We start from the raw sequence: 13,601 nt of genomic DNA, 5'->3' as shown, positions 1-13,601 counted from the left end.
CGAAAACCCCCTTCCACCTCGCGGCGAAAGGGGGCAAAAAATTTATACTGGAATCAGGTCTTTTCTACCTGACTGAACTCCAGTTCAACCGGGGTGGAGCGACCGAAGATCAACACCGCCACTCGCAAGCGGCTCTTCTCGTAGTTGACCTCTTCGACCACACCGTTGAAGTCATTAAACGGCCCGTCGATGACCCGAACCATTTCACCGGGTTCGAACAGTGTCTTGGGCTTGGGCTTATCGGCGGAATCGTCGATGCGATTCAGGATAGCCTGTGCTTCGCGGTCAGTAATCGGGGCCGGCTTATCCGCCTTGCCGCCGATAAAACCCAGCACTCGGGGAGTTTCTTTCACCAAGTGCCAAGTATCGTCGTTCAATTCCATTTCTACCAGGACATAGCCCGGGAAAAATTTGCGCTCACTCTTACGCTTCTGCCCTGCGCGCATCTCGACCACTTCTTCCGTGGGAACCAGGACTTCACCAAACAGGTGGTCCATTTCGTTCAGCTCAATGCGCTCTTTCAGGGAGCTGGCGACACGCTTCTCATAGCCCGAGTAAGCCTGGACCACATACCAATTCTTTGACATGTATCAACCTTTAGCCGATAAATTTGGAAGCCGCCCAACCCAGAGCCGAATCAAGCGCCCACAAGATAAGCGCCATAATCAACACGAAAACAACCACAATCGCTGTGGTCTGGGTTGCTTCTTGGCGGGTCGGCCAAACCACACGCCTGACTTCAGTTTGCGCTTCGCGCAACAGTTGCCACAACGCATTGCCTTTGGCGGTATTTACAGCCACAACCAGAGCTACCAGACAGATGGCAGTTACTGCCAACACTCGGTAAAACAAAGGGAATTCGGCGTAATATGAATTGCCTGCAACAGCACCGCCCACCAGCAGCACTATTAACAACCACTTCAGACCGTCAAGACGAAAGGTTTTCGCTTCTGTTTTAGCATTCATATAAGAAGCCCTTAGCGCACTATAGATAATCTTTTAGCGCTCATAAACACAAAAGCCCCACTGACAAGTAGGGTTTTGCGACACCCCTAAGCTTATCTAAGCGGAGTGATTAAAAATGGCAGGCCAGGAGGGACTCGAACCCCCAACACCCGGTTTTGGAGACCGGTGCTCTACCAATTGAACTACTGGCCTGTACAGTGTGAGCACTTTCGCGCTCAAAGATGAGAGAGCTACAGGAACTCTCCCACCTGGTGCACCACATAGAATATTGTGATGCAGAAATCAAAGATTACTCAATGATCTTAGCAACAACGCCCGCACCTACGGTACGACCACCTTCGCGGATAGCGAAGCGCAGGCCGTCTTCCATGGCGATCGGAGCGATCAGGGTAACAACCATTTGAATGTTGTCGCCCGGCATTACCATTTCAGTACCTTCCGGCAGCTCTACCGCACCAGTTACGTCGGTAGTACGGAAGTAGAACTGAGGACGGTAGCCTTTGAAGAAGGGGGTGTGACGACCACCTTCGTCCTTGGACAGTACATACACTTCCGCTTCGAACTTGGTGTGCGGAGTGATGGAGCCCGGCTTAGCCAGTACCTGACCACGCTCTACTTCGTCACGCTTGGTGCCGCGCAGCAGTGCGCCGATGTTCTCACCAGCACGACCTTCGTCGAGCAGCTTGCGGAACATTTCAACACCAGTACAGGTAGTAGTGGTGGTTTCTTTGATACCAACGATTTCGATCTCGTCGCCAGTGTTGATCACACCGCGCTCTACACGACCAGTTACAACGGTACCACGGCCAGAGATAGAGAATACGTCTTCGATCGGCATCAGGAACGGCTGATCTACAGCGCGCTCTGGCTCAGGGATGTACTCGTCCAGAGTCTCTACCAGCTTCTTAACAGCGGTAGTACCCATTTCGTTGTCGTCTTCGCCGTTCAGGGCCATCAGAGCGGAACCAACGATGATCGGAGTGTCGTCACCTGGGAACTCGTACTGGTCCAGAAGTTCGCGAACTTCCATTTCCACCAGCTCGAGCAGCTCTTCGTCGTCTACCATGTCCGCTTTGTTCAGGAATACAACGATGTAAGGTACACCTACCTGACGGGAAAGCAGGATGTGCTCACGAGTCTGCGGCATGGGGCCGTCAGCTGCGGAACATACCAGGATAGCGCCGTCCATCTGAGCAGCACCGGTGATCATGTTCTTAACGTAGTCGGCGTGTCCCGGGCAATCTACGTGCGCGTAGTGGCGAGTCGGGGACTCGTACTCAACGTGAGAAGTAGCGATGGTGATACCGCGCTCACGCTCTTCCGGTGCATTGTCGATACCGTCGAAAGCAACAGCGTCACCGCCCCAAACTTCCGCACATACGCGGGTCAGAGCAGCGGTCAGGGTGGTTTTACCGTGGTCAACGTGACCGATGGTGCCCACGTTCACGTGGGGCTTGGAACGTTCAAACTTTTCTTTTGCCATTGCAGCCTCCTATATATAGGCGAGCCGATAACGGCACCACCCACGTCCAGAACATGCACATCCGACCCGGAAAATCCGACCCCGGACACAAACAACCGCAAGAGCTTTCACTCTTGCGGTCATATAAAATGGAGCTCATGGGCGGATTTGAACCGCCGACCTCACCCTTACCAAGGGTGTGCTCTACCCCTGAGCTACATGAGCTAAAATCTTGCCGATAACGGCATCTTAAAATGTTGCACCCTGGAGAGCATTCCAACCAACCCCAAAACTTGGAGCGGGCAGCGGGGATCGAACCCGCATCATCAGCTTGGAAGGCTGAGGTTCTACCATTGAACTATGCCCGCTTTCGGGACCTCCATGCGAAACCCTTAGATTTCGCGCAACACCCTAAGGTGTAATATGGTGCAGGGGGGTGGATTCGAACCACCGAAGCTTTCGCGTCAGATTTACAGTCTGATCCCTTTGGCCACTCGGGAACCCCTGCTCAAAGCGGTGTGCATTGTCTACACATCTCGCTGCGCTGTCAACAATTTTTCTTTAAATTTCACATACTTAGCAGCGAAACCTAATTTTGACAGCAACGGGATGAAAATGGAGCTGGCGAGAGGAGTCGAACCCCCGACCGGCTGATTACAAGTCAGCTGCTCTACCAACTGAGCTACGCCAGCCCTATCCCGTTCATTGCCGAAGTTGTTAAGTCACCCTCGTCAATGGAGGCGGGATTCTATGGGAACTTATCTCGACACGCAACACCCTTTTTGCAGATAAATCATATTTTTTATGTCGCCTATTCCAACTTGTTGAAAAAAACAGCGATTCGAGACGCCACCTGATGATTTTCTGATAAATCTGCTTTTTTGTTAGCCAAGCACTTCAGAACAAAGATTTGGGCGCCGATCCAGGTCCGGGTATTCACTTTGCAATTGTCGCCAAAATTCTTCTGCAAGACTTTCTGTGCTGCCGGGGGGCATAACTATCCACCGCTCCATATAGGTTTGCGGCTCCTCCTTGAACTGCGCGGTAACCCCCCTCTCCTTCAAAACGCTGGTATGGGACTCAGCTCGGGCTCGCTCACTGAAAATCCCAAATGAAATGCCATTTTCCAATGCGCCTTTGGGAATGACATAGCTGTCGATCCCCTGAGACTGTAGTTCACGCAAGCGGTTGTAGGCCTCCCGCCTCGAACTCAGTGGCGGCAGATATACCCAGTAGCGCATCTGCCCCTGCATTTCTATATCACGCAGCTCGGCTTTAACCTGAAGGGACCGGATTCGCTGCAAGAGATCCTCGCCCTGGTACTCCTCCGTGAAAGGCCCCAACAGCGTACAAAGCTGCTCAACCTCAAAGGACTCCTTACTCAGTGCCCCGGCCTTCTCTGGAGCAGGCAGCTCTTCAGGGGATATTTCGCTAACGAGGGTAATTTTCTTTCCCTCCGACTCGTGAGGGATCGGGCTCTTGCCGCTACTTAACTGCGGAGACGGCGCTACCAACATATACCAGGCAAAAAGCACAGCGTTCAGGGCGACTAAAGAAAGGGCTATCCAGCGCATAACAGAGTAAATTTTTATGGATTACTAAGGGCCAACCCATCCATCACCAAATCGGGAACCAGGCGATGTTCGTGCTGGTAAACTGCGGAGAGCAACTGCGCATCTCCACCGGTTAACCACAATAAAGGGGGGGAACCGGAGTGGACCTGCAATTCTTCCATTGCTCGATCAACCGCACCCAACACCATCAGCAAGAGGCCACGGTTTATCGCCTCATTGGTATTGCGTCCCGCGCCCAATGTTTTTGTCAGGGCCAGTGCCTCACGACTCTTTGCTGCATGAGTATCGACACTGAGAACGCGATTCATCAATCCGAAACCGGGAACGATATATCCCCCAATGTGGCGCCCGCTATTGTCCAGCAAATCTAAGGTGACCGCACTGCCGCAATCCACAATTAATGATGCTCGGGGAGATTGCTGGTAGGCCGCCAACATTGCCAGCCACCGATCCACCCCCAGGGCGGAGTGGTCTTCATACCCGCAGATAACGCCGGCACATTGGGGCGCTACTGCCGAGAATTCAGCCTCCAGTGTGAACAGGTCTCGGGCCACCCGACTCAAGAATTCAGCAACAACGGGACCGGCAACATTCACTACCCGAAAACGGTAGGGGGTTAGGTCTGCCCAACCCTCAGGCAAAACCTGCTGGCGCAACTGCCCAGTTTCGATATCACCACGGGCTATCACCTCGCCTTCGACCAGGTAGCGCCACTTACCCCGTGTATTGCCGACATCCAGCTCTAGAATCACACCTGCCCCCGCAACGAGATTTCCCCCCCATGAAATGACTTTTGCCCTTTATCAGTGTCGAGTAACAAGGCTCCTTTTTCATCGACACCGGCCGCAACACCTTCCCAGCTCAAATTACCTGACCGCAACTGAACTGGCTGCCCGGCAAACTGGTCTAGGGTTGACCACGATTCCCGGTAAGCGGCGAAGCCCCCTTCCGGGTAAGTTTCCAGCATCGGTAACAGCTCGCTGAGTATCGCCGCAGTTAATTCACTGCGGCCAATACCAGGACGGACTTGCTGGAGATCTGCCCATGGTTGATCAATCTCCTCTGCTGTCTTTGCGTTGAGACCATTATTCAACCCAATGCCGATAACCACTGAACAGCGGTCGGTTAAATCCCCTTTTAGCTCAAGTAATACACCGGCCAATTTACGGCCCTGGCACCACACATCATTTGGCCACTTCAGGCGCACGCCCGGTACAGAAAAACGCTCGAGCGCTTTTGCCACAGCAACACCGACGGCAAGACTCAACCCCTCCAGGCTTTGTACACCGCCATTAAACTCCCAGCCCACTGAGAGGCTGATACTTGTGGCATAGGGGCTGACCCAATTGCGACCACGGCGACCCCGACCGGCACTTTGCCGCTCGGCGAGAATCGCTACAGCGTGTCCCTTACCTTCTTCAAAACGTTCCAGTAACAGGGAGTTCGTTGAACTCAACTCATCAAAAACCTGCAACTCGCGCAGTAGTGCTCGGGCTGAACCATCCAGCTGAGCGGTAACAGTCTGCTCAGATAGCAGGTCGAGACCTCCCGGCAAGCGATAACCTCGCCCCTTAGCAGACTCAAGCGTCAGGCCGTAGCTCTCGAGCTTTTGTAGTTGTTTCCAAACAGCGGCTCGGCTGACACCAAGCGCATTCCCGAGGGATTCTCCCGAGTGTATTTCCCCATCCGCCAGAAGCTCCAGCACCGGGCGAAGCTGTTCTAATGGTGTTTTTGCGGCGACGTCCTGCAATTTGTTCAACCTTTTACATAATGGCGGCCATAGCGATGCCCGAGGCTCGTCAGGACTTCATAACCGATAGTCCCGGCATACCCAGCAACCTCATCCACCGTAAGCTGGTCATTGAGAATCTCGATCGACTGAAGGGAGTCCCGCTCCTCTTCACTGAGACCCGAAATATCGAAAGTGGTAGAGTCCATTGATATACGCCCGACAATTGGTAGAGGGCGGCCGTGCCCCCATCCGCGCCCCCGCCCCCCTTGGGCTCGTATAATGCCATCGGCATATCCACCCCGAGCTACCGCAAGCCAACTATCTCCGGGAACTTCCTGGGTCGCACCATACCCCACAGACCGGGACTGACTGACATAGCGCTTTTGGACAATTGGCAAGCCCAAAGTCACCGTTGGACGCATCGGGTTTTCAGCCTCAGGGACAGGGTTAAGGCCGTATAGTGCGGAGCCCGGTCGGGCAATATCAAAGTGATACTCCTCACCCAAAAAGATGCCGGATGAGTTCGCAAGGCTGAGCTGAATATCCGGGCACAGTTCCCGCATGCGATCGCCCGCGGTCTTAAACTCGTTCAACTGAAGCTTATTATGCGGATGCTGGGGCTGATCTGCACAGGCAAGATGACTGAAGAACATCCGAACATCGGCGGACTCCAAGAGAGGGCGGTCCTTGAGCAGCAATTCGAACTCATCCGGGGTCAATCCCAGCCGAGTCATGCCGGTATCAATTTTTACGGCGCAAGAGGCCTCCAACTGAGCTTTCTCGCAGATTTCAACCCAGCTCTTCAATTGATCCAGAGTAAACAATGTGGGGATCAAACCCGCGCGAGCGCACTCTAGTTCAGCACCAGGCCTGACACCGGTAAAAATGACTATATTCACATCGTTGCCGAGGTCACTGCGCAAGCGCTCCCCCTCGACTTGGGTGGCCACAAAGAAATCGCGGCATCCCTGAGCGTATAGCGCCGGTGCAACATGAGCCATTCCCAAGCCGTAAGCATCCGCTTTAACCACAGCACCGCACCGGGTGCCGGCTTTCAAGCGATTAGCCAGATCCTGATAGTTATCTGCTATAGACCTCAGGTTGATACTTAATAACCCTTCACGAAAGTCACTCATACCAGTACAACTCTCTAAATCAGTAAGCTAGGTAGCTCCGAGCAGACTCTCTCGCTGCAGAGCTCGGGCACCGCCTAATATACACCCAACAACCAACAAAAGGCTGACCAGTGAGCCAGCGATCATTAGTGATATGGAGACCGTATCCCCAACCAGTAGAGCCTTAAACCACTGCTGTTGCGCGACCAGCGGGACCAACTGCCAGGCAGGCTCCTCTAGCTCTATGGATGACATATCCAATATTAACAACATAGTGACAGGTAAAATCTGCAATATACTCAATTGAGTTTGGGCATCTTTAAATGACTGGGAACGCAACGCTAACAATATTTGCAGTACGGCAACCAATAGAGCCAGTGGGAGCAGGGCTAGCGCCATAGCAACCATGCCACTCAGCGTAGTTGCATGTTGTATCCCCATTTCAGCCAAGGGCAAAAATGGAAAAACAGCCATTAGCGAAACTAACGCGAGAATTGAAGATAACCAACTGATACTGGCTACAGCGAGAACCTTGGCCAGGACCACCTGCCAGGCGGCCAGAGGTTGTTGCAGTAATACCTCAAAACTCATTCTCTCCCGCTCACCGGCAGAGGCATCAATGGACGAGGACAGGCAACCTATAAACAGCGTCATTATCAAGAGTGTCGGTATTGAACCAACAATCCAGGCACTGCGGGTAGACGGGGTACTGACATCCCTGACCTGGACTTGCCAGGGTGCTATTGTTTTTAGTGGGACTCCCCTAGCGACCATTCTTTGTTGAACAATGAGCTGTTGTAGCTCACCCAGCTTTTGTTGAACATGACTCGCGCCTTGCCCGCTGAAACGATCGGAGCTATCAACATACAAATAAACCTTGGGGCTGCGGAAATTGCGATAATCGGTAGAAAAACCTTCATCAATTTTCACAACTGCATCGTAACCTTCATCAAGTAAAGCTATCGGGTCCCCTTCTGACAGGCTATCCAGTTCCACCCGCCCTTTACTCAGCTGCTGCTCTAATACTGGTAAATCCTGCCCGCCTAACAACGCTAGCTGAAATGTCCTCTCCCCTTGGGACTTAAACATAAACAGAGTCATCGATGCGATCATTCCGGGAAATGAAATGGCAAACAGCAAAGATAAATACAGTGCTCGCCGGTCACGCCAAACCTCTAAAGACTCCTTCTTCAGAAGAGCAGACATGGCGGGAGTAAATAATAGGTTTAAAAATTTCATGCCATCACCTCCCCTTTAACCCCGTAAGCCAGAGTGACGAAACTATCTTCCAGGTTTTTACAGCCTGTGCGTTCTACAAGCTCATCGGGGGTACCACTATCGACAATAGCACCGTTAGCCATCACCAATACTCTATCTGACAACTCAGTAACTTCAGCCATAATATGGCTGGAAAATAAAATGGCTACGCCCTCAGAGCGCAACCGCAGAAGTGTTTTCCGCAGCAGTCTCGCTGCAAGGACATCAAGCCCGCGAGTCGGTTCATCGAGTATCAAGTGCGTAGGCCGGTGAACTAGTGCCCGCGCCAGCGACACTTTCATTCTCTCCCCCTGGGAAAAGCCTTTTGTCCGACGTTGCCACAAATCTTCTAATTCCAGCTCTTCTCGAACAGAATTCAATGCGCGCTTAAGCTCTGCCCCAAATAATCCCTGCGCACTGGCAAAAAATGATAAGTACTCCGCTACAGTAAGTCGTTCATACAAGCCTTCACGATCGCCGACAACGCCCAATTGCCGCTTTATTTCTAATGGCTTTTCGGCCACATTAAGCCCACTAACAATTACTGTACCTTCATCCGGTTTTACCAACCCCGTTATAATTCTGAGGCATGTAGTTTTACCGGCTCCATTAGCCCCCAGCAAAGCGGTTATTTGGCCATCAGGTATATTGAAATTCAGGTCTTTGAGTACTTTCTTTCCAGAGAATTGCTTGTGAATAGATTTAACAGCAATCATTTGTTATCCCCTTGGCTCGATAGCAACTCACTGGATACCGCTTTATCAATTTCAGGTCCAAAAGCACCCGCCATAAAAGGTGGTCTTTGAATATCCGCAATACAATCACTATCTAAAGAAGCAAGTGGAGATTTTAGAAAATCATCTATTAGCTTTGGTATACAACCGCGCATACTATTGATATGTCCACCACCTGGAACCACTACCTGTTTTAATTCTGAAAGATACCCCAAGCTTTGTTCCGCATAATAATGTGGGGTAATAGGGTCAGCCTCCCCAGAAATAATTAACACAGGATGATTTCTTTCTTCCGGGACTTCGTAAGTGATAGGAGATACGGGCCACACCTTGCAACCCTCAGCAAAAATCTCAAAAAAAGCATCACCTAAAAAGCTATCGTGAATATCTGCAGCCAGCTCTTCCTCTGTAGTGCGATTTAATTCTTCAGCGCAAGCAACTGATAAGGTGAGCCCCATAGACATACTTCCATCATCAGATAAAAGTCCAACCAACCCCGATAGCGGTAAATAATTACCCTCCTCAGCCTGGCTAATAGCGTATGGTAACTGCGCTGCCGTTTCAGGTGTGTAGAGCGCGGTCCTTATCAGGTTTTGTATGAAGCTACGGGGAACACTTGTTTCCATTGTGCGACCAGAGTGGGGGTCCGGGAAGTTCGATGCTCTTCCATCCCAGTCCCTAAGCAAGCTATCCAGGTCAGATCTCCAATCGCCAAATTCGGAGCACACCGGATCCTGACTGCAGTCTTTCTCCAATTTTAGCAGCGCCTTTTCAGCAGCTTGCGCAGTAAGAAAAACTTTTGAATCAATCGGGGCTACGGCATCCAGGATCAGGACACTTAAACTTTCGGGATACCATTGCTGGTAAAGAAGCGCGGTGCGAGTTCCCCAAGAACCTCCCCACAAAGCAATTTTTTTATGTCTCAACTGAAGGCGCACTTCCTCCAGATCATCAACCGCTTGACGGCTATGCAGTGTTTTAGCAAAGGAGGAGTTTTCAAGGTAGCAAGTTGAGAATTGATCGGTGACCGCCTCCAGATCCATATGGACTTCTCCGTCGATCCCACAATCAAATGCAGCCGAGTAACCCGAGCCGCGCCTATCGACAAGAACGATCGCCCTACTCTGATTGACTTTATATAAGGCATTTAGAATTGGGGTCAGATAACTGGCTGCCTGGCCGGGGCCACCGGCCAGTAAATAAAGTGGCTCCAGTCCAATGTCATTAACTGCTGGGGCTATCATTACCGCTAGATCTACTGCAGCTTCTCCTTCACCAACCGGTATCTTTGTACAGTGCAGAGCATGGCTCCAGCCGTCCAGGTAGCAGGACTCGAAGTTATTCTCTTCTCTCTCTTCTGCAACTGCTGGAGATAGCCCTATAAACAAGCTAATCGCGAAGATCGCAAACCTCTGTATCCAAACCACTGCCAACCCCCTATCCAACGAATTTATCCCAACCAGTGTATCGAACTGCTCCTAAGCTGTCGTCATCCAACAAAAGGCAGATAATTGCATTTGCATTAGCGCCCACCCCTGCACAGTGGTATGGTTTCTTATTTACTTGCCCATGATTGCACCCATGAGCTTTTCAGACCGAGAAAAACACCTAATCCGAGCCGCCTTTGCCTGGGGCCAAATCACACAACAGGAAGGCTACACACTTTCTGATCTTGAAATTGAGAAATCGGTTCTCTTCCGACGATTACTTGGCGGTCGGCCGCCATTGGCATTCCCGCCACCATTGCGTCACGGATTTCCCTGGTATGACGTTATTGAAGGGCGTAGCGAACACTTAGTGAGTGCATCCGAAGCCTCACCTGAATGCAGCATCATTGCACCGGGCTGTAAGCTCGGGGATACCTGCATTCTTATTGACGGAGCCTTTTGGCGCGTAGTCGAAACTGTTCGCGAGCACGAAGAATATATCGTTGAGTGGGGCCAATACCCAATGCAGTGGCGCTTGAAAAAGCATTGGGAAGTAAACTATGAAATGACACAACAGCTTCATAGTTTTCGTAAAGATAACCCCAATGCCGAAGTGAGCTTTGACAACTATTTAAGCCAAAGGGAGTACCGGGAATTTCGCATAGACGATGATCAGACGGTATGGCTCTGTGAATGGCAATTAAGCCGCACCAGCCTCTCTGGTTGGGTTTGGGTTGGGACAATACTACCTGTTCCCGATTATCAGCTCGTTCCAGTGTTCGACGATGATCACGGCCCGGTTATTCTCGGCGAGGATGGTAATTCCAATGGGCAGGCCTGGCTGCGTATTGAAGATGCCACAGATGAATACCGCTTCGTTAAACTACTGGGAACCTACGACTACCAGTCGCTAATTACTGCGAGCACCACTGAGCTGAAGACCTTTTTACAAGACCTACAGCAAGAAGAGTCAGCAGACATTGAAGTATTGGATTGGCACCAGAACAATGCCGCACGACGCTTTGCTCTCCCTGCCGAGCTGGTTCCACTAGAAGACCTCAGTTTGAATGATATGAACTTTGACCTCGTTCCAGATAACGCCTTTGCTTACTAGCCCACCCAAGCCCCACCTGGTGGGGCTTTTTTTATCCCCAAATTTTTCTTCTCTCGAATACTGGCGTACCAATCAGTCGCAGTAATCCACAGATTTATCGCTCATAACACTGTTAATAACTGATGTCCGTTTTATGGCGTCTTTGTTACCAACAGAAACCATGGATAGAGCTGTGTATAACTCCGGGATATCCCCGGCCAGCCCCGTGATTGCTTGGCCCTATTGAAGGCGGGTAAAAAAGCAGCACTTTTTGCGCAGATTTCCACAGCCAGCGGTTACTAACAGAAAGTCTGGATAGAGTTGTGCATAACTTTAATAAACGAGCTGCAGGCCCCGTGGTTACAGGGGATTACTGCAGAGACTAAAAAATCACCGATATTTTTACCGGCTAAATTTAATTTTTGGCGGGAGTGGTATGGGTACTTTTCTGAGTTTTACGCGAGTTATTTTTGTTGGATTATTTTTTGAGTGAGTGTAAAGGCATTTGGAGAGAAGATCGGTAAAGACCTATTTTTATAGGCTTTTTAGGAGAGCGTCTGTTTAAGGTGCTCAGGTAGTTTTAGGTTTTTCTTTTTTTAATTACTGACTGATTTTTTAAATAGAAAGTTGAGCATTAAAATTTTTCAGAGCTATTTTTATTTTTTCTATTTAATTTCTACTAAGTATTTTCTGCTTTCTCATTCCTATTTTTTGTTTTTATTTTTGTTTTTTTAAATATTTTTTCAGCTATAAAAAAAAGGGCCACCCTATTGGGTGGCCCTTTTCGGATTAGAAGCCTGACGATGACCTACTCTCACATGGGGAAGCCCCACACTACCATCGGCGATGTTGCGTTTCACTTCTGAGTTCGGCAAGGGATCAGGTGGTTCCACAACTCTATTGTCGTCAGGCAAACTGGCTTGGGTTGGCGTTGGTCTTATAAGCAAAGTGCTTGGCCTGCCGTGTTATCGCTGTTTGCCTCGGTCATGTTGGTGACCGGCGATAACCCCAAATAAGTCGGTAAAACAATCTGTAGTAATACACCGCAAGCGATCGTATGTCTCTAACTCACAATCCGCTAGCTTAGCTAGTCGTTAGTAACCATCTCTGTTGTATGGTCAAGCCGCACGGGCAATTAGTACTGGTTAGCTCAACGCCTCACAACGCTTCCACACCCAGCCTATCAACGTGGTAGTCTTCCACGGCCCTTCAGGAGGCTCAAGGCCTCAGGGAGATCTTATCTTGAAGGAGGCTTCCCGCTTAGATGCTTTCAGCGGTTATCCCGTCCGAACATAGCTACCCGGCAATGCCACTGGCGTGACAACCGGAACACCAGAGGTTCGTTCACTCCGGTCCTCTCGTACTAGGAGCAACTCTTCTCAAATCTCCAACGCCCACGGCAGATAGGGACCGAACTGTCTCACGACGTTCTAAACCCAGCTCGCGTACCACTTTAAATGGCGAACAGCCATACCCTTGGGACCGGCTTCAGCCCCAGGATGTGATGAGCCGACATCGAGGTGCCAAACACCGCCGTCGATGTGAACTCTTGGGCGGTATCAGCCTGTTATCCCCGGAGTACCTTTTATCCGTTGAGCGATGGCCCTTCCATACAGAACCACCGGATCACTATGACCTACTTTCGTACCTGCTCGACATGTCTGTCTCGCAGTCAAGCGCACTTATACCATTATGCTCATTGCATGATTTCCGACCATGCTGAGTGCACCTTCGTACTCCTCCGTTACTCTTTGGGAGGAGACCGCCCCAGTCAAACTACCCACCATACACTGTCCTCGATCCGGATAACGGACCAGAGTTAGAACCTCAAACATACCAGGGTGGTATTTCAAGGACGGCTCCACAACAACTAGCGTCGCTGCTTCAAAGCCTCCCACCTATCCTACACAAATAGGCTCAAAGTTCAGTGCAAAGCTGTAGTAAAGGTTCACGGGGTCTTTCCGTCTAGCCGCGGGTACACTGCATCTTAACAGCGATTTCAATTTCACTGAGTCTCTGGTGGAGACAGCGTGGCCATCGTTACGCCATTCGTGCAGGTCGGAACTTACCCGACAAGGAATTTCGCTACCTTAGGACCGTTATAGTTACGGCCGCCGTTTACCGGGGCTTCGATCAAGAGCTTCGCCGAAGCTAACCCCATCAATTAACCTTCCGGCACCGGGCAGGCGTCACACCCTATACGTCCTCTTACGAGTTTGCAGAGTGCTATGTTTTTAATAA

The 13,601-nt window shown here is 50.7% G+C and carries 11 protein-coding genes, 5 tRNA genes and 2 rRNA genes (1 of these 18 running past the window's edge); 1 reads left to right on the top strand and 17 read right to left on the bottom strand.

What is annotated here, in order from left to right; genetic code table 11:
- Window positions 1-53 precede the first annotated feature (53 nt).
- From nusG to ACJJI4_RS23090, 15 genes are all read right to left on the bottom strand, one after another.
- Window positions 54-587, bottom strand: coding sequence for a transcription termination/antitermination protein NusG (nusG, locus tag ACJJI4_RS23160; protein ID WP_108731644.1), 534 nt, complete (start codon window positions 585-587; stop codon window positions 54-56).
- A gap of 10 nt (window positions 588-597) precedes the next feature.
- Window positions 598-966, bottom strand: a complete 369-nt coding sequence (secE, locus tag ACJJI4_RS23155; RefSeq protein ID WP_108731643.1) for a preprotein translocase subunit SecE — start codon at window positions 964-966, stop codon at window positions 598-600.
- Between the two features lie 116 nt (window positions 967-1,082).
- A tRNA-Trp gene (locus tag ACJJI4_RS23150) sits at window positions 1,083-1,158 on the bottom strand.
- A gap of 97 nt (window positions 1,159-1,255) precedes the next feature.
- Window positions 1,256-2,449 carry an elongation factor Tu gene (tuf, locus tag ACJJI4_RS23145; protein ID WP_108731642.1) on the bottom strand — a complete coding sequence of 398 codons (1,194 nt, stop codon included), beginning with the start codon at window positions 2,447-2,449 and terminating at the stop codon, window positions 1,256-1,258.
- Between the two features lie 129 nt (window positions 2,450-2,578).
- Window positions 2,579-2,653: transfer RNA gene (locus ACJJI4_RS23140), tRNA-Thr, on the bottom strand.
- Between the two features lie 69 nt (window positions 2,654-2,722).
- Window positions 2,723-2,796, bottom strand: a tRNA-Gly gene (locus ACJJI4_RS23135).
- Between the two features lie 56 nt (window positions 2,797-2,852).
- A tRNA-Tyr gene (locus tag ACJJI4_RS23130) sits at window positions 2,853-2,936 on the bottom strand.
- 108 nt (window positions 2,937-3,044) lie between these two features.
- Window positions 3,045-3,120, bottom strand: a tRNA-Thr gene (locus tag ACJJI4_RS23125).
- Window positions 3,121-3,312: 192 nt separating this feature from the next.
- Complete coding sequence (locus ACJJI4_RS23120; RefSeq protein WP_444926595.1) at window positions 3,313-4,002, bottom strand: SPOR domain-containing protein; 690 nt, start codon at window positions 4,000-4,002, stop codon at window positions 3,313-3,315.
- 14 nt (window positions 4,003-4,016) lie between these two features.
- On the bottom strand, window positions 4,017-4,754 hold the full coding sequence (locus ACJJI4_RS23115) for a type III pantothenate kinase (RefSeq protein ID WP_444926594.1): 738 nt from the start codon (window positions 4,752-4,754) through the stop codon (window positions 4,017-4,019).
- A complete protein-coding gene (gene birA, locus ACJJI4_RS23110) occupies window positions 4,751-5,752 on the bottom strand; it encodes a bifunctional biotin--[acetyl-CoA-carboxylase] ligase/biotin operon repressor BirA (RefSeq protein WP_444926593.1) in 1,002 nt (333 codons plus the stop codon). The genes ACJJI4_RS23115 and birA overlap by 4 nt, the downstream gene beginning before the upstream one ends.
- Before the next feature lie 5 nt (window positions 5,753-5,757).
- Window positions 5,758-6,870 carry an alanine racemase gene (gene alr, locus ACJJI4_RS23105; RefSeq protein ID WP_444926592.1) on the bottom strand — a complete coding sequence of 371 codons (1,113 nt, stop codon included), beginning with the start codon at window positions 6,868-6,870 and terminating at the stop codon, window positions 5,758-5,760.
- Window positions 6,871-6,897: 27 nt separating this feature from the next.
- Window positions 6,898-8,088 carry an ABC transporter permease gene (locus tag ACJJI4_RS23100; RefSeq protein WP_282934410.1) on the bottom strand — a complete coding sequence of 397 codons (1,191 nt, stop codon included), beginning with the start codon at window positions 8,086-8,088 and terminating at the stop codon, window positions 6,898-6,900.
- Window positions 8,085-8,822, bottom strand: a complete 738-nt coding sequence (locus ACJJI4_RS23095) for an ABC transporter ATP-binding protein (RefSeq protein WP_282934411.1) — start codon at window positions 8,820-8,822, stop codon at window positions 8,085-8,087. The genes ACJJI4_RS23100 and ACJJI4_RS23095 overlap by 4 nt, the downstream gene beginning before the upstream one ends.
- Complete coding sequence (locus tag ACJJI4_RS23090) at window positions 8,819-10,267, bottom strand: alpha/beta fold hydrolase (protein ID WP_444926591.1); 1,449 nt, start codon at window positions 10,265-10,267, stop codon at window positions 8,819-8,821. Before ACJJI4_RS23090 ends, ACJJI4_RS23095 begins: the two co-directional genes overlap by 4 nt.
- Before the next feature lie 154 nt (window positions 10,268-10,421).
- On the opposite strand from ACJJI4_RS23090, the gene ACJJI4_RS23085 reads away from it, so the two are divergent.
- Window positions 10,422-11,381 (top strand): hypothetical protein, encoded by a 960-nt coding sequence (locus ACJJI4_RS23085; RefSeq protein WP_444906491.1) that lies wholly within the window; start codon window positions 10,422-10,424, stop codon window positions 11,379-11,381.
- 774 nt (window positions 11,382-12,155) lie between these two features.
- Here ACJJI4_RS23085 and rrf read toward each other — a convergent pair.
- Both rrf and ACJJI4_RS23075 read right to left on the bottom strand, forming a co-directional pair.
- Window positions 12,156-12,271, bottom strand: a 5S ribosomal RNA gene (rrf, locus tag ACJJI4_RS23080).
- A gap of 203 nt (window positions 12,272-12,474) precedes the next feature.
- A 23S ribosomal RNA gene (locus ACJJI4_RS23075) occupies window positions 12,475-13,601 on the bottom strand; it runs 1,755 nt beyond the window's last position.

The organism is Microbulbifer maximicatervae (SeqCode), from assembly GCF_052467305.1.
This window is presented reverse-complemented; position numbering and strand designations above follow the sequence as displayed.